This is a genomic window from Pseudomonas sp. GW821-FHT02A11 (assembly GCF_059421985.1).
This window is the reverse complement of record NZ_JBWKWB010000001.1, coordinates 362,885-378,763: the sequence shown is the minus strand read 5'-3', so window position 1 is coordinate 378,763 and position 15,879 is coordinate 362,885. Positions and strand designations below refer to the sequence as shown.

General features: G+C 60.1%; 15 protein-coding genes. 10 read left to right on the top strand and 5 right to left on the bottom strand.

Annotation, left to right across the window (positions count from 1 at the left end):
* Position 1: 1 nt before the first annotated feature.
* Positions 2–460 carry a tripartite tricarboxylate transporter TctB family protein gene (locus AC07V9_RS01765; RefSeq protein ID WP_495013969.1) on the bottom strand — a complete coding sequence of 153 codons (459 nt, stop codon included), beginning with the start codon at positions 458–460 and terminating at the stop codon, positions 2–4.
* A gap of 77 nt (positions 461–537) precedes the next feature.
* Positions 538–1,524, bottom strand: coding sequence for a Bug family tripartite tricarboxylate transporter substrate binding protein (locus tag AC07V9_RS01760; protein ID WP_495014125.1), 987 nt, complete (start codon positions 1,522–1,524; stop codon positions 538–540).
* Positions 1,525–2,004: 480 nt separating this feature from the next.
* On the opposite strand from AC07V9_RS01760, the gene AC07V9_RS01755 reads away from it, so the two are divergent.
* Positions 2,005–2,676: a response regulator gene (locus tag AC07V9_RS01755; RefSeq protein ID WP_495013968.1), complete on the top strand. Its 672-nt coding sequence runs from the start codon at positions 2,005–2,007 to the stop codon at positions 2,674–2,676.
* Complete coding sequence (locus tag AC07V9_RS01750) at positions 2,669–4,075, top strand: sensor histidine kinase (RefSeq protein ID WP_495013967.1); 1,407 nt, start codon at positions 2,669–2,671, stop codon at positions 4,073–4,075. The genes AC07V9_RS01755 and AC07V9_RS01750 overlap by 8 nt, the downstream gene beginning before the upstream one ends.
* Before the next feature lie 186 nt (positions 4,076–4,261).
* Here the strand turns inward: AC07V9_RS01750 and AC07V9_RS01745 are convergent, their stop codons facing one another.
* Together AC07V9_RS01745 and ygfZ are read right to left on the bottom strand one after the other, a co-directional pair.
* Positions 4,262–5,083 (bottom strand): HDOD domain-containing protein, encoded by an 822-nt coding sequence (locus AC07V9_RS01745; RefSeq protein ID WP_495013966.1) that lies wholly within the window; start codon positions 5,081–5,083, stop codon positions 4,262–4,264.
* Positions 5,084–5,153: 70 nt separating this feature from the next.
* Entirely contained in the window at positions 5,154–6,095 is a 942-nt protein-coding gene (ygfZ, locus tag AC07V9_RS01740; protein ID WP_495013965.1) for a CAF17-like 4Fe-4S cluster assembly/insertion protein YgfZ, read from the bottom strand.
* Between the two features lie 166 nt (positions 6,096–6,261).
* On the opposite strand from ygfZ, the gene AC07V9_RS01735 reads away from it, so the two are divergent.
* Together AC07V9_RS01735 and AC07V9_RS01730 are read left to right on the top strand one after the other, a co-directional pair.
* Positions 6,262–6,516 (top strand): FAD assembly factor SdhE, encoded by a 255-nt coding sequence (locus AC07V9_RS01735; RefSeq protein ID WP_495013964.1) that lies wholly within the window; start codon positions 6,262–6,264, stop codon positions 6,514–6,516.
* Entirely contained in the window at positions 6,500–6,967 is a 468-nt protein-coding gene (locus AC07V9_RS01730) for a protein YgfX (protein ID WP_495013963.1), read from the top strand. Before AC07V9_RS01735 ends, AC07V9_RS01730 begins: the two co-directional genes overlap by 17 nt.
* On the opposite strand, the gene nadB is transcribed toward AC07V9_RS01730, so the two are convergent.
* The gene (gene nadB / locus AC07V9_RS01725) at positions 6,936–8,552 is read right to left on the bottom strand and encodes an L-aspartate oxidase (protein ID WP_495013962.1); all 1,617 of its coding nucleotides are present in this window, start codon (positions 8,550–8,552) and stop codon (positions 6,936–6,938) included. The two genes, AC07V9_RS01730 and nadB, sit on opposite strands and share 32 nt — an antisense overlap.
* A gap of 497 nt (positions 8,553–9,049) precedes the next feature.
* Here nadB and rpoE point away from each other — a divergent pair, with 497 nt between their 5' ends.
* From rpoE to lepB, 6 genes are all read left to right on the top strand, one after another.
* Positions 9,050–9,631 (top strand): RNA polymerase sigma factor RpoE/AlgU, encoded by a 582-nt coding sequence (gene rpoE / locus AC07V9_RS01720; RefSeq protein WP_037014368.1) that lies wholly within the window; start codon positions 9,050–9,052, stop codon positions 9,629–9,631.
* Positions 9,632–9,664: 33 nt separating this feature from the next.
* Positions 9,665–10,255 (top strand): anti sigma-E factor RseA C-terminal domain-containing protein, encoded by a 591-nt coding sequence (locus AC07V9_RS01715; protein ID WP_495013961.1) that lies wholly within the window; start codon positions 9,665–9,667, stop codon positions 10,253–10,255.
* A gap of 8 nt (positions 10,256–10,263) precedes the next feature.
* The gene (locus AC07V9_RS01710; protein ID WP_495013960.1) at positions 10,264–11,235 is read left to right on the top strand and encodes a MucB/RseB C-terminal domain-containing protein; all 972 of its coding nucleotides are present in this window, start codon (positions 10,264–10,266) and stop codon (positions 11,233–11,235) included.
* 344 nt (positions 11,236–11,579) lie between these two features.
* Complete coding sequence (locus AC07V9_RS01705) at positions 11,580–12,980, top strand: DegQ family serine endoprotease (RefSeq protein ID WP_495014124.1); 1,401 nt, start codon at positions 11,580–11,582, stop codon at positions 12,978–12,980.
* Positions 12,981–13,149: 169 nt separating this feature from the next.
* The gene (gene lepA / locus AC07V9_RS01700; RefSeq protein ID WP_495013959.1) at positions 13,150–14,946 is read left to right on the top strand and encodes a translation elongation factor 4; all 1,797 of its coding nucleotides are present in this window, start codon (positions 13,150–13,152) and stop codon (positions 14,944–14,946) included.
* A gap of 9 nt (positions 14,947–14,955) precedes the next feature.
* Positions 14,956–15,810: a signal peptidase I gene (lepB, locus tag AC07V9_RS01695; protein WP_495013958.1), complete on the top strand. Its 855-nt coding sequence runs from the start codon at positions 14,956–14,958 to the stop codon at positions 15,808–15,810.
* Positions 15,811–15,879 lie beyond the last annotated feature (69 nt).

The window sequence follows — 15,879 nt, the reverse complement described above, 5'->3', positions numbered from 1 at the left end:
ATCAGTTCTCCAGAACGTCGAGCAGGCCGAGGGGCAGAGGCACATCCATCACTTTGTCGAAGAGCACGTACAGCAGGATGCTCATCAGCGTGGTGATGACGATGCTCGGCAGCCAGCGACCGCCATACAGGCGGGCCATGGGGATGCCGATCAGGATGCTGCTGAGCACGAAGCCCAACGGCTCGAACAGACCGGCGAACACCAGCAACAGCGCGGTGCAGATAGCGATCTTGATCAGCGTCGGGCGATCCAGCGGCGGCTCGTCTTCGGAGTGTTTGATCGGGGTCGGGCGAAACAGCATGTACAACAGCGAAAGGCCCATCAGCCCCAGCATCAGCAGCGGAAACGCGCGCGGGCCGACGGGTTCGTAGGAAAACGGCGCCTGATAAGGCCATGCCATCAGCGCAAGGCCGATACAGGCCAACAGCAGCACCAAGGCGAAAAGTCGTTGCAAGACCATGGGAAGCTCCTGGGCAGCGCCTGTTTCAGAGGCGCTACACCTAGTCGATCAATCGAGAACCGGTTGAGAGGGTTCAATCACTGAATCAGGCCGAATTCCTTGGCCAGCATCTTGTAGTCGGCGACCTGCTTCTTCACGTAGGTGTCCAGCTCCGGGCCGGTCATGGCGAAGGGGAACAGCTCGCGTTGATCACGCAGCTTGGCGAAGTCTTCGGAGGCCAGCAGTTTGTCGAACGAGGCTTTCCACCAGTTGTATTCCTCGTCGGTCACTTTTGGCCCCAGGTAGAAGCCGCGTACCACCGGCCAGACGATGTCGTAGCCTTGCTCCTTGGCGGTGGGGATGTTCTTCATTTCCGGCTCGTCCAGGCGCTGCTCGGAGAACACGGCCAGCAGGCGCATGTCGCCGCTGAGGATGTGCGGCATGGAGTCGGAGATGTCGGTGGAGCCGACCTGAATGTGGCCGCCGAGCAAGGCCGTGGCGATTTCGCCGCCGCCTTCCAGGGCTACGTAGCGCAGGTCACGTGGGTTGATGCCGGCGGCCTTGGCGATCAGCGCGGTCTGCATCCAGTCCTGGCTGCCGACGGTGCCGCCGGAGCCGATCACCACTTTGCTCGGGTCGGCTTTCAGGGCTTTGACCAAATCGTCGAGGTTCTTGTAAGGCGAGTCGGACTTCACTGCGATGGCGCCATAGCTGGTGCCAACGGCTGCGAGCCAGCGCACGGCGTTTTCGTCGAAGCGCCCGAATTTGCCCTGCGCCAGGTTCAGCAGCGAGCCGCTGGACCACGCCACCAGCGTGCCCGCGTCGGCCGGGCGCTGAGCCACGACCGCGTTGTACGCCACCGCGCCTACGCCGCCAGGCATGTAGGTCACGCGCATCGGTTTGGTCAGAATCTTCTCGTTGACCAGCGCGCTCTGTGCCAGTTTGCAGGTCAGGTCGAAACCGCCGCCCGGCGAGGCCGGCGCGATGCATTCGGGACGATTGGGCTCGGCAGCCCACAGTTGGGTGGTGACCAGCAGGCAGCTGGCGGCGACGCTGATTTGGCGCAACGATAGGTTCATGGTCAGTCTCCGACGGAGTTGTTGTTTTTGGGTGCGTTCGGTTATCGATCAGGCAGTTGTTCGGCAGCGTGAAAAGCCTGCAGAGATCAAAAACGGGGACGTGACGATGCACTGCGCTGCAACGCGGCGAAGTGTACTCAAAACACAATGGGATTCAGACGGCCCTGTGGCCGGGGATTGCAGTGATGGCATCACCGATGACTCCGATATTGTTTTTATTGTTGATAACGCATCGAGGCGTTTTTCGTCACGACCCTGAGCGTCACGAAGGCACACGGGCCGCAATCGTAACGAGTCGTGACCGGATCCTAATCAGCGAAGCTTTCATCAACCTTTCAACTACCTTTCATGAAGCTGGCGTTGGCAGGCCTTTGCGGGTGATCGGTCGTTTTTGAAGTGTTTCGGCGCTTCACAGACGGCGTCGCGCCTGTAAACTCCGCCCCCACCAAACGCCGCCTCACCCTACGTCTCAATCAGGAGAAACCGATGCGTGTTCTGCTCGTCGAAGACCACCTGCAACTGGCTGAAAGCGTCGCGCTGGCGCTCAAGCACAGCGGCCTGACCGTGGACGTTCTTCACGACGGTGTGGCGGCCGATCTGGCCCTGAGCAGCGAGGAGTACGCCGTGGCGATCCTCGATGTCGGCCTGCCGCGCATGGACGGTTTCGAGGTGCTGGCCAAACTGCGTGCGCGGGGCAAGAACACCCCGGTGCTGATGCTTACGGCCCGCAGCGACGTGAAGGATCGGGTGCACGGGCTCAATCTGGGCGCTGACGATTACCTGGCCAAGCCGTTCGAGTTGTCCGAGCTGGAGGCGCGGGTCAAGGCGCTGCTGCGCCGCAGCGTGCTCGGCGGCGAGCGTCAGCAGCGGTGCGGGGTGCTGGTCTACGATCTGGATACGCGCCGCTTCACGCTGGGTGCCGAGGCGATGACCCTCACTTCGCGAGAACAATCGGTGCTCGAAGCGCTGATCGCCCGCCCCGGCCGTGTCATGAGCAAGGAGCAACTGGCCTCGCAAGTGTTCGGTCTGGACGAGGAGGCCAGCGCCGACGCCATCGAGATCTACGTGCATCGCCTGCGCAAGAAACTTGACGGCCACCCGGTCGCCATTGTTACCTTCCGTGGCCTGGGTTATCTGCTGGAAAGCCGCGATGCTTAACCCGTTCCCCTCAGCGGAAAACAGCCTGCGCTGGCGCCTGCTATGGAACCTGGGGTTGCTGCTGGTGGTGCTGATGATCGCCAGCGGCATGAGCGCTTACTGGAACGGCCGCGAAGCCGCTGACACGGCGTATGACCGCACCTTGCTGGCTTCGGCGCGGACCATCGCGGCGGGCTTGTCCGAGCGCGATGGCACCCTGAGCGCCGATGTGCCTTACGTGGCCCTCGACACATTCGCTTACGACAGCGCCGGGCGCATTTACTACCAAGTCAACGACATCAACCAGAAGCTCATCTCCGGTTACGAAAACCTGCCTGCGCCGCCCCCCGGCACCCCGCGCACCGACGATTACCCGGCCTTGGCCAAATTCTACAGCGCGCGTTATCAGGGGCAGGACGTACGCGTGGTCAGCCTGCTCAAGGCCGTCAGCGAGCCGAACATGAACGGCATGGCGGAAATTCGTGTGGCCGAAACCGAAGAGCAACGGGTGAGCATGGCGCGGGGCTTGATGGCCGACACCTTGCTGCGGCTGGGCATGCTCGGCAGCGGTGCGCTGTTGCTGGTGTGGTTCACGGTCAGCGCGGCGTTGCGTCCGCTGGATCGCTTGCGTACGGCCGTGGAAGAGCGCCAGCCCGACGACCTGCGCTCGCTGCCTCTGGTGCAAGTGCAGCACGAATTACGCCCGCTGGTGAGTTCGCTCAACCACTTCACCGAGCGGCTGCGCATGCAGTTCGAACGTCAGGCGCAGTTCATCGCCGATGCTGCCCATGAGTTGCGCACGCCATTGGCTGCGCTCAAGGCGCGGGTCGAATTGGGCCTGCGCGATCAGGACCCTGCTGCCTGGCGCAATACACTGGAAAGCGCGGCAGTGGGCACCGACAAACTGACCCATCTGGCCAATCAACTGCTCTCGCTGGCCCGCATCGAAAACGGCGCCAGAGCCATTGCCGAGGGGGGCGCGCAGTTGCTCGATCTCAGCCAATTGGCGCGTGAACTGGGCATGGCCATGGCGCCGCTCGCCCATAAGCGAGGCGTTGCGCTGGCGCTGGAGGCCGATGAGCCGGTGTGGATGAAAGGCGAACCGACGTTGCTCAACGAGCTGCTCAGTAACCTCGTCGACAACGCCCTGGCCCACACACCATCTGGCGGCAACGTGGTGCTGCGGGTGCATTTTCCGTGCGTGCTGGAAGTCGAAGACGATGGCCCGGGCATTCCGCTGCATGAACGCGATCGCGTATTCGAACGCTTCTATCGGCGCAATCAGCAGAGTTCGGGATCAGGGTTGGGGTTGGCGATCGTTGGCGAAATCTGCCGTGCGCATCTGGCGCGTATCACGCTGCACGATGGGGTGGAGCAGGGGTTGAAGGTGCGCGTGACGTTCCCGCCGCCCGAGCTCTGAATGCTCTGGCTTCTCGGTACCGGCCTCTGATAGATGCAGCAGGTGGCCTTTCACCCAATACCTGTGAAAGTGAGCTTGCTCACGAAGTGTCAATAACAGGCACCGCACATCCGTGGCTGAAACATCGTCCTCGTGAGCAAGCTCACTCCTACAGATGGGGTACGCCGCAGATAGTGAAATGGCGGTTCAATACAGCAGCGTCATCGCCTCATTCATCTGGCCGATCAGCTCGCCATCGGCCATGTTCAGCCCCAGCTGTTTGACGGCCGGAATGCCCATCACATCCAGATTCGCATAGGGTCTGCCGCTGGCCTCGTGCACATGAACGCTTGCCACCTGCACCAGGTCCACGTAATCAGCCTGGTCGGACACCCGGCTAAAATTTTGGAACTGCCGGGGGACGATCGCCAGCGCTTCGGGGAAATCCCATGAACGCAGCAAGCGTTCGCCGATGATCGGGTGGATGCGTTCGATGACGTGATTGAGACTCACGGCGTCGGCCAGCAGCTCGAAATTGTCTTCGGCGTAGGTGAGGATCGGCAGCACGCCGATCAGGTGGATCAGGCCGGCGAGGGTGGCCTTGTCGGCTTTCAGGTGTCCGCGTCGCAGGCTCAGCAGGCTACTGACCCCGGCCACTTGCAGGCTCAGCTTCCAGATGTCGCGCATCTTGGCTTCGATGACCTCGGATTTGGCGTGAAACATCTGTTCCACCACCAAGCCGATCGCCAGGTTGCAGCTGTAATTCACGCCCAGGCGACGCACGGCGGTCAGCACGTCGCTGACCTCGAAGTTCGGCCGCAGCAGCGGGCTGTTCACCACTTTGATCAGGCGCGCGGACAACGCGGTATCACTGCCGATCACCTTGGACAGGTTGGCGATGCTGATTTCCGAGTCTTCCGCCGCCAGACGGATTTTCATTGCCACTTCAGGAAGCGTCGGCAGAAACAGGGCGTCCTTATCGATCGCCTTGATCAGATCCTTCTGCACCTTGTCAGCCATGCTACTCATATCGGATCTCTGGAAAGTGCATTGCGCTCAACCACCCGCCGCGGAAAGGCCCGGGATGGATAACTGTGGCTCAACGCTGTGTTTCAAGCTTGGCGTCCAACGTGTAAGGCAATTCGCCCAATTGCAGGGCCGGGCCACCGACCGCACCCAGATGAATGTTGCCATTTTCTACGGCATCGGCCTGTAAAACGGCCAGCAGCTCGACGTGCGAGCCGGTGCGCGCGGCGACCACCACATTGCCGACCGAGCTGTTGTGTACCGGGGAAAACAGCTCAACACCCGGCTCTGGCGCGTCAAGGCTTTCGAGCGACAGGCGATACTGCCGACGCTTCAGTTTGCCCAGATACTGCATGCGCGCGACGATTTCCTGCCCGGTGTAACAGCCTTTCTTGAAACTCACGCCACCTACGGCCTGCAGGTTGATCATCTGCGGGATGAATTCTTCGCGCGTCTGTGCAAATACTTGACCGACACCGGCGCGGATCTGCCCCAGCAACCAGTCATTCAGCGAACCCTCGGGCAGTTGCGCGGCCAGACGCGCTTGTACGTCGGTAGCCTGATCGGCGTGGGCCCAGAGTTCGGCCCGGCCAGGGGAGACGCGGATGGCGACCAGATCGTTGGCGCGGGCCACGGCATCGGTGTCCTGAGCCAGATCCAGACCCAAACTCGCCAGCGCGGCATCGGCGTCGTTCAGGCCGAAGCGCACCCAGGCAGCGCTTTCGTCAGTCAGTCTGGATTTGGAGAAAACGGCGTATTTTTTCAGGTCCAGCAATTGCGGCTCGACCAGCTCGCGGGCCATGGCCAGTACGACGCCATCGCCTTCCAGCAGGATGCGAAAGCTCGACTGCATGCGGCCTTTTTGCGTGCAGCGGGCACCGAGCGTGGCTTTCGCTTCGCTCAGGTAATCCATGTTGCAGGTCAATTGGCCTTGAAGAAATTTGCTGGCGTCCACGCCGCGAACGGCAAGCACACCTTCGTGGGAAAGCGGGCAAAAAAAAGCTGAATCGGCCATGAGTCATCGCAGGGGTAGAAGTCTGGGGCACTATCATAGTGCCCAGCTAGGTTATTGGGTATATCTGAGCTCCGATAATAGGTCTGCGTAAAAATCTGCGGCTAACTGCGGGTACGCCCATCGAGGATGCCCCTGTATACTCGCCGGCAAATTCGAGGAGCGTTTCATGGTCGAACAAATTGAACTCAATCGTCTGTTCTGGCACAGCCGACGCGGCATGCTTGAGCTGGACGTGCTGTTGGTGCCGTTTGTCAAAGAAGTCTATTCGTCGCTCAACGAAGTCGACCGCGCGCTCTATGTCCGCCTGCTCACCTGCGAGGATCAGGACATGTTCGGCTGGTTCATGGAGCGCAGCGAATCGGACGATCCCGAGCTGCAGCGCATGGTTCGCATGATTCTGGACCGTGTCCAGCCGAAATGACCGCTTCGAATGCCGTTGGCAGCGCTCCCGCGCCCTGCTGACGGCGTATCTCGGTGCCCAGGTGCTGGCGCTGATTTCGATCTTCCTGCTTGAAATTCCCGTTTGGGCCCAGTCAGTCGGCGCTCTGCTGTGCCTGCTTCATGGGGTGCGCACGCTGCCGCGATCCATTGAGCTCAGTCATCGGCAGGCCTTCAGCGGTTTGCGTCGTGATCCTGGCGGGTGGTCCCTGTGGAATGAGCGCGATGGCTGGCAGGCCGTGCAATTGCGTCGGGACAGCATGGCCCTGCCGCATCTGGTGGTGCTGAGGTTTCGCCTCATGAGCGGACCTCGGATAAACCGCCTCTGGACCCGTAGCGTGTGCATCCCCGCCGACGCGATGGCGGCGGATCTTCACCGGCGCCTGCGCCTGCGCCTGAAATTCAGCCGCCGTAGATGGGCGGCACCAGAATAGTATCAACCGCCTCAGGCAGCATGTCCGGGTAGTCCAGCGTGTAGTGCAGCCCACGGCTTTCCTTGCGCGCCATGGCCGAGGCGATCATCAATTCGGCGACCTGGGCCAGGTTGCGCAGCTCGATCAGGTCGCGACTGACCTTGTAGTTGCTGTAGAACTCGTCGATCTCATCCAGTAGCAGGCGCACCCGGTGTTGCGCACGCTGCAAGCGCTTGTTGGTGCGTACGATGCCGACGTAATCCCACATGAATCGCCGCAGTTCGTCCCAGTTATGCGCGATGATCACGTCTTCGTCCGAGTCGGTCACCTGGCTCGCATCCCAGAAAGGCAGGTCCGCTGGCTGAGCGACATCAGGCAGTTTCGCGATGATGTCTGCCGCTGCCGAGCGCGCGTAGACGAAGCACTCCAGCAGTGAGTTGCTGGCCATGCGGTTGGCGCCGTGCAGCCCGGTAAAGCTGGTTTCGCCGATGGCGTAGAGGCCCGGCACGTCGGTGCGCCCGTGCTGATCGACCACCACGCCGCCACAGGTGTAATGCGCAGCCGGCACGACCGGAATCGGTTGGCGAGTGATGTCGATGCCGAACTCAAGGCAGCGTTCATAAACAGTGGGGAAGTGGCTTTTGACGAATGCTTCCGGCTTGTGACTGATGTCCAGATAAACGCAATCGACGCCCAGACGCTTCATCTCGTGGTCGATGACGCGGGCGACGATGTCGCGCGGGGCCAGCTCCGCACGCTCGTCGAAACGCTGCATGAAGCGCTCACCATTAGGCAGCTTCAAATAAGCGCCTTCGCCACGCAGGGCCTCGGTCACCAGGAAACTTTTGGCCTGCGGGTGATAAAGGCAGGTGGGGTGGAACTGGTTGAATTCCAGATTGCCAACCCGGCAGCCCGAACGCCAGGCCATGGCGATGCCATCACCGCAGGCGCCGTCGGGGTTGCTGGTGTAGAGATACACCTTGGCCGCGCCGCCGGAGGCGAGAATGGTGAAACGGGCGCTGTGGGTGTCGACCTCGCCGGTCGAGCGATCCAGCACGTACGCGCCCAGGCATCGATCGCCAGCCAGGCCCAGGCGGCGCTCGGTGATCAGGTCGACGGCCACGCGCTGTTCCAGCAGTTCGATGTTTAGCCGCGCTTTCGCCTGGGCGAGCAGGGTGCGGAATATCGCTGCGCCTGTTGCGTCGGCGGCATGAATGATGCGCCGATGGCTGTGGCCGCCTTCGCGGGTCAGGTGAAATTCGAACCCGCCGTCCACCACGGCGGACTGATCATCGCGGGTGAAGGGCACGCCCATGTCGATCAGCCATTGAATCGCTTCGCGGCTGTGCTCGACGGTGAAGCGCACGGCCTCTTCATTACATAAGCCGCCCCCGGCATTGAGCGTGTCATCGACGTGGGATTGAACGGTGTCCGCGTTGTCCAGCACGGCGGCCACGCCGCCTTGGGCCCAGAAGGTCGAGCCGTTGGCCAGGTTGCCCTTGCTCAAGACGGCGATGCGCAAATGGTCGGGCAGTGTCAGGGCCAGACTCAGCCCCGCAGCACCACTGCCGATCACCAAAACGTCGTGATGGAAAAGTCGACTCATTTCTTGTTTCCGGCTTCTAAATGGCCACTAGTATGTAAAGGATGAGAACGGCACAATGGCTGGGATTTTATGGCAATTGTGAATCGCAGCGGGGGCGGATTGTGCGCTACTGCGCGGCATCGTGCATACCGTTTGGCGGGCGAATTCAATCTCAAGGATGCACTTGAATTGGATCCTACAACCGCTATAGATGGTGTCTTACGCTCTGAATTGAAATGTGGGAACTTTTCATAAAGCCCTACGTTCAATAGAGGGTTGCCGATAAAGGGACAGCGTCGGCGCTCTGCGAGATGGCTCTTACATCCGCGCAAGCGCTTTCGACGACAAGATTATTCACGCAGCCGACCTGGTTCGAGCTGCGTTTTTCGTGCGGGCTACCGACGCTCGCCGGAAACTTGCTTGAAGGGGGGAGAACTTTTGCGAAAAGCCCGAGTCTATGGTTGCAAGTCTGTGAAGCAGCGTCTGCAACACTCCTTTGAGCTCTATGAGGAGTGTTCATGCTAACCCAGGAAGAGGATCAGCAACTGGTCGAACGCGTACAACGCGGCGACAAGCGAGCCTTTGATCTGCTAGTGGTGAAATATCAGCACAAGATTCTTGGGTTGATCGTGAGATTCGTCCACGACACCCATGAAGCCCAGGATGTCGCGCAAGAGGCTTTTATCAAGGCTTACCGTGCACTTGGGAACTTCCGCGGCGACAGTGCGTTTTATACGTGGCTGTACCGTATCGCCATCAACACGGCGAAAAACTATCTGGTGTCGCGAGGTCGGCGGCCGCCGGACAGCGATGTCAGATCTGAAGACGCGGAGTTCTACGACGGCGATCATGGCCTCAAGGACATCGAGTCACCGGAGCGTGCATTGTTAAGGGATGAGATCGAGGGCACCGTCCATCGGACCATCCAGCTACTGCCAGAAGATTTACGTACAGCTCTAACTTTGCGTGAGTTTGACGGTCTGAGTTATGAGGACATTGCGAGCGTCATGCAGTGTCCGGTTGGTACCGTGCGCTCTCGCATCTTTCGCGCTCGGGAAGCCATTGATAAAGCCCTGCAGCCTTTGTTGCAGGAAACCTGAGACAGCGGCGACAGCCAAATGAGAGGAACCGCCATGAGTCGTGAAGCCCTGCAGGAATCGCTGTCCGCGGTGATGGATAACGAAGCGGACGAATTGGAATTACGTCGAGTGCTCAACGCGATCGACGATGCGGATACACGTGCCACATGGTCGCGTTATCAAATTGCCCGCGCGGCAATGCATAAAGAACTGTTGATGCCTCATCTGGATATCTCGGCAGCCGTTTCCGCCGCGATCGCCGATGAAGTCAGCCCACTCAAGGCCGGTCGCGGTCCTTGGCGTACGCTGGGTCGCCTGGCTGTCGCTGCTTCCGTCACCGTGGCTGTTCTGGCAGGCGTGCGCCTGTACAACCAGGACGAAATCGCTGGTGCCCAACTGGCGCAGCAATCGGCACAGCCTGCCAACATCGCAATGCCACAGGTAAAAGGCCCAGCGGTACTGGCCGGCTACACCGAAAGCGAGCAAGCGCCGGGCCCTATGGCCAGTGGTGTACTGCAGAACCAGGCTGGCTGGCACGATCAGCGTCTGCCAGGTTACCTGCGTCAACATGCTCAGCAAGCTGCTTTGAAAGGTACTGAAAGCGCACTGCCGTACGCACGCGCCGCCAGCCTGGAAAACCGTTAAGGAGGATCATGCGCGCCATCCCTCTAGTGCCGCTTCTGCTTGGTGGATGGCTGGTCCTTCCAGTTCATGCCGATGATGCGCAAGACCAGCTCAAGCGTCTTGCGCAGGCAGAACAGAAGCAAAGCTTCCAGGGCACTTTCGTCTACGAACGCAATGGAAGTTTTTCTACTCATCGGATCTGGCATCGCGTCGACGGCGGCAAGGTTCGTGAACATCTTCTACAGCTTGATGGATCCGCTCAGGAAGTACTGCGCGTTAATGGGGTGACCAAATGCGTCAGCGGTACTCTTGAGGCGGGCGTGTCGAATATCCCCGATTCTCCGGCTCATGCGTTTGACGCGGCGAAGTTGTCCGCGTGGTACGACATGAAGGTAGGGGGTAATTCTCGTGTAGCGGGGCGTCCTGCAACGGTGGTAACACTGACGCCGCGCGACCAGCACCGCTATGGCATCGAGTTACACCTGGACAGCGAAACCGGTCTGCCGCTCAAGTCGCTGCTGCTCAGCGACAAGGGTCAGCTGCTGGAGCGTTTCCAATTCACCGCGTTCGATACCGCCGAGCCACCAAGCGATCAGGCACTGCAACCCAGCGCTGATTGCAAGCCCGTGGAAGTGGCCAAGGTCAAGGCCGATGCGCAGCAAAAGCATCAGGTTGCCTGGCGTTCGGACTGGCTACCGCCGGGCTTCGAGTTGAGCAGCGCGGCCGCGCGCAAAGACCCGGATTCCACGTCGCTGGTCACCAGCCTGATGTACGACGATGGCCTGGCGCGTTTCTCGGTGTTCATCGAGCCTGTCAGTGGCGCTGCGGTGACTGATATTCGCACGCAACTGGGCCCGACTGTCGCGGTGTCACGCCGTTTGACCACGCCCAAAGGCGATGCGATGGTCACCGTGGTGGGTGAAATTCCGATCGGTACGGCCGAACGCATTGCGCTGTCTATGCGCAATGACGCCGCGCCTGCGGCGACGACCAAGAAGTAACCTGACTATTCCTATGAATGCCCACTATGAAAAAGGTTTCATATTGGGCGTTTCAAGCCGCTAGCCTTGTGATTGCTGGCTTTGGAAGAGACGCTGAAATGTTTGGTGAGCTTTGCAGGTTGCAAACACTTCCTTTTTTTTCTATAGGTCACAGCTTCGCGGCTCTGGCCTTTGTCGTTTCAGCTTCCAGAAAGCTAAATGAGAGTAAAACTGGCCAAGAGCCGCGCAGTGCGTCTTTTGCTGTGTAGATGCTCCTCGAACCTGTGGGTTCGTACCGCTTAACCATGCTCGTTGTGAACGGGAGCCGTATGTCGATACCACGCTTGAAAACTTATCTGTCCTGGATGGCCGCCGTGCTGATGCTCGGTCAGGTCCTCACTGCGCAGGCCGAGGCCCTGCCGGACTTCACGACACTCGTTGAACAGGCCTCGCCTGCGGTCGTGAATATCAGTACCCGGCAGAAACTGCCGGATCGTTCGGTGGCGCAAGGGCAGATGCCGGACCTCGAAGGTCTGCCACCGATGCTGCGCGAATTCCTCGAACGCAGCATGCCGCCAGGGTCGCGTGCTCCCGGCGCGGGCAAAGGCGATCGCCAGCGTGAAGCGCAATCCCTGGGTTCGGGCTTCATCATCTCTGCTGACGGCTTCATCCTCACCAACAACCACGTGATCGACGGTGCCGACGAGATCCTCGTGCGCCTGTCCGATCGCAGCGAAATGAAAGCCAAGCTGATCGGCACCGACCCACGCACCGACGTGGCGGTTCTGAAGATCGACGGCAAGGATCTGCCGACCGTCAAACTGGGCAACTCCGACAAACTGAAAGTCGGTGAGTGGGTATTGGCCATTGGTTCGCCATTTGGCTTCGATCACTCGGTTACCAAGGGTATCGTCAGCGCCAAGGGCCGCAGCCTGCCGAACGACACCTATGTGCCGTTCATCCAGACCGACGTCGCGATCAACCCGGGTAATTCCGGTGGCCCGCTGTTCAACATGGCTGGCGAAGTCGTGGGTATCAACTCGCAGATCTTCACCCGCTCCGGCGGCTTCATGGGCCTGTCGTTCGCCATCCCGATCGATGTCGCCATGGACGTTGCCAATCAGCTCAAGGCCAACGGCAAGGTCAACCGTGGCTGGCTGGGCGTCGTGATCCAGGAAGTGAACAAGGACCTGGCCGAGTCGTTCGGTCTGGACAAGCCAGCCGGTGCGCTGGTGGCTCAAGTGCTCGAAGACGGTCCGGCAGCCAAGGGCGGACTGCAGGTTGGCGACGTGATCCTGAGCGCCAATGGCACGCCCATCGTCATGTCCGCTGACTTGCCGCACCTGATCGGCAACCTGAAAGACGGCAGCAAGGCCGAACTTGAAGTGATCCGCGACGGCAAGCGTCAGAAATTGACCGTGACCGTGGGCGCGCTGCCTGCCGAAGGCGAGGAAATGGGCGCAGCCGACGCCGGTGTCGAGCGCAACAGCAATCGTCTGGGCGTTTCAGTGACTGACCTCACCGCCGAGCAGATGAAGTCGCTGGACCTCAAGGGCGGCGTGGTCATCAAGGACGTGCAGGACGGTCCTGCCTCGCTGATCGGCCTGCAGACCGGTGATGTCATCACTCACTTGAACAACCAGGCCATTACGTCGGCCAAGCAGTTCACCGAAGTTGCCAAGGGCCTGCCGAAGAATCGTTCGGTATCCATGCGGGTGCTGCGTCAGGGGCGCGCGACGTTCATCACCTTCAAACTGGCGGAATAATCAGCCAGACAGGGTAAAGGAGCGGTCACACCGCTCCTTTTTTGTATCTGGCTGACTGTCGGCTGCCGGGCCTTGCGTGTGAGCGTGACGCCCCAGCCTTCCTTCAGGTACAATTCCCGGCTATTTTTCGGCGGGCAGCCTGCCTGCAACCTTTTTCGAGTGTTGATCCGTGAGTGATTTGAGTCATATCCGCAATTTCTCCATCATCGCCCACATTGACCATGGCAAGTCGACGCTGGCTGACCGTTTCATTCAGATGTGCGGTGGTCTGAGCGAGCGTGAAATGGAAGCCCAGGTGCTTGATTCCATGGACCTGGAGCGCGAGCGCGGGATCACGATCAAGGCCCACAGCGTCACCCTTTATTACAAGGCGCAGGACGGCATTACCTACCAGCTGAACTTCATCGATACTCCGGGCCACGTGGACTTCACCTATGAAGTCAGCCGCTCGCTGGCCGCCTGTGAGGGCGCGCTGCTGGTGGTCGATGCCGGTCAGGGCGTGGAAGCGCAGTCCGTCGCCAACTGCTACACCGCCATCGAACAGGGCCTGGAAGTCATGCCGGTCCTGAACAAGATGGACCTGCCCCAGGCCGATCCGGACCGCGTCAAGGACGAGATCGAGAAAGTCATCGGTATCGACGCCACCGACGCCGTGGCGTGCAGCGCCAAGAGCGGCATGGGCGTCGACGAAGTGCTGGAGCGTCTGGTCAAGACCATTCCCGCGCCGACCGGCGACATCGAAGCGCCTCTGCAGGCGCTGATCATCGACTCCTGGTTCGACAACTACCTGGGCGTTGTCTCCCTGGTGCGCGTGCGTCACGGCCGCGTGAAGAAGGGCGACAAGATCCTCGTCAAGTCCACCGGCAAGATCCACCTGGTAGACAGCGTCGGCGTGTTCAACCCCAAGCACACCGCAACGGTTGACCTGAAGGCGGGCGAAGTAGGCTTCATCATCGCCGGCATCAAGGACATTCACGGTGCGCCGGTGGGCGACACCCTGACCCTGAGCTCGACCCCTGACGTCGAAGTGCTTCCCGGCTTCAAACGCATTCAGCCGCAGGTTTACGCCGGCCTGTTCCCGGTCAGCTCTGACGACTTCGAAGATTTCCGCGAAGCCCTGCAGAAGCTGACCCTGAACGACTCGTCGCTGCAATACACCCCGGAAAGCTCTGACGCGCTGGGCTTCGGCTTCCGCTGCGGTTTCCTGGGCATGCTGCACATGGAGATCATCCAGGAGCGCCTCGAGCGCGAGTACGATCTGGACCTGATCACCACTGCGCCCACCGTAATCTTCGAACTGTTGCTCAAGACCGGTGAAACCATTTACGTCGACAACCCGTCGAAGCTGCCGGACCTCTCCAGCATCGAAGACATGCGCGAGCCGATCGTGCGGGCGAACATCCTTGTGCCTCAAGAGCACCTGGGCAACGTCATTACGCTGTGCATCGAGAAGCGTGGTATCCAGCACGACATGCTGTTCCTCGGCAGCCAGGTCCAGGTGACCTACGACTTGCCGATGAACGAAGTGGTTCTGGACTTCTTCGACCGTCTGAAGTCCACCAGTCGCGGATACGCTTCGCTGGACTATCATTTCGATCGTTACCAGTCGGCCAATCTGGTGAAGCTGGATGTACTGATCAACGGCGACAAGGTCGACGCTCTGGCGTTGATCGTGCACCGTGACAACGCGGCTTACAAAGGCCGGGCGTTGACTGAAAAGATGAAAGAACTGATTCCTCGTCAGATGTTCGACGTGGCAATCCAGGCTGCTATCGGTGGCCAGATTATCGCGCGCACAACCGTCAAGGCCCTCAGAAAGAACGTACTGGCCAAGTGTTACGGTGGTGACGTCAGCCGTAAGCGCAAGCTGCTTGAAAAGCAGAAGGCCGGTAAAAAACGCATGAAGCAGGTCGGCAACGTGGAAATTCCACAAGAAGCCTTCCTTGCGGTGCTCAGGTTGGAATAGTCAGGCCCTATGTCACTAAATTTCCCGCTGTTGTTGGTCATTGCCGTATTCGTATGCGGTTTGCTGGCCTTGTTCGATCTGATCATACTGGCGCCGCGTCGGCGGACCGCGATAGCGAATTATCAGGGCAGCGTGAGCCAGCCGGATGTCGCTGTCGTCGAGCAACTGAACAAGGAGCCGCTGCTCGTCGAGTACGGCAAGTCGTTCTTTCCAGTGCTGTTCATCGTGCTGGTGCTGCGCTCGTTTCTGGTCGAGCCGTTCCAGATCCCGTCGGGCTCGATGAAACCGACCTTGGACGTCGGCGATTTCATCCTGGTCAACAAGTTCTCCTACGGCATTCGTCTGCCGGTGATCGACCTCAAGGTCATCCCGGTCAGCGATCCGCAGCGGGGCGATGTGATGGTGTTCCGCTACCCAAGCGATCCGAACGTCAACTACATCAAGCGTGTCGTGGGGCTGCCGGGCGATACCGTCCGCTACACCAACGACAAGCAGCTGTTCGTCAATGGGCAGCTGGTGGCCAAGCAGTTGATCGGTTCGGAGCCTGGCACGTTGGGCAGCGCCGAGCTGTACAACGAGAAGCTGGGTGAGGTCGAGCACCAGATTCGCCAGGAAATGAGCCGCTATCGCGCGCCGCCTGATCATGAGTGGACGGTCCCGGCCGGTCATTACTTCATGATGGGCGACAATCGCGACAACTCCAACGACAGCCGCTACTGGGATGACCCCAATATTCCCAAGGACGAGCTGGGCATGGTCCCCGACAGAAACATCGTCGGCAAGGCCTTCGCCGTGTGGATGAGCTGGCCTGAGCCGAAGCTGAGCCACTTGCCGAACTTCTCGCGAGTCGGCCTGATCAAGTAACACTCATGCGGCGCTGTCTGACACAGCGCCGTATGTCATTTCGGCGGGCTATGCTGCAAGGCTTACCTT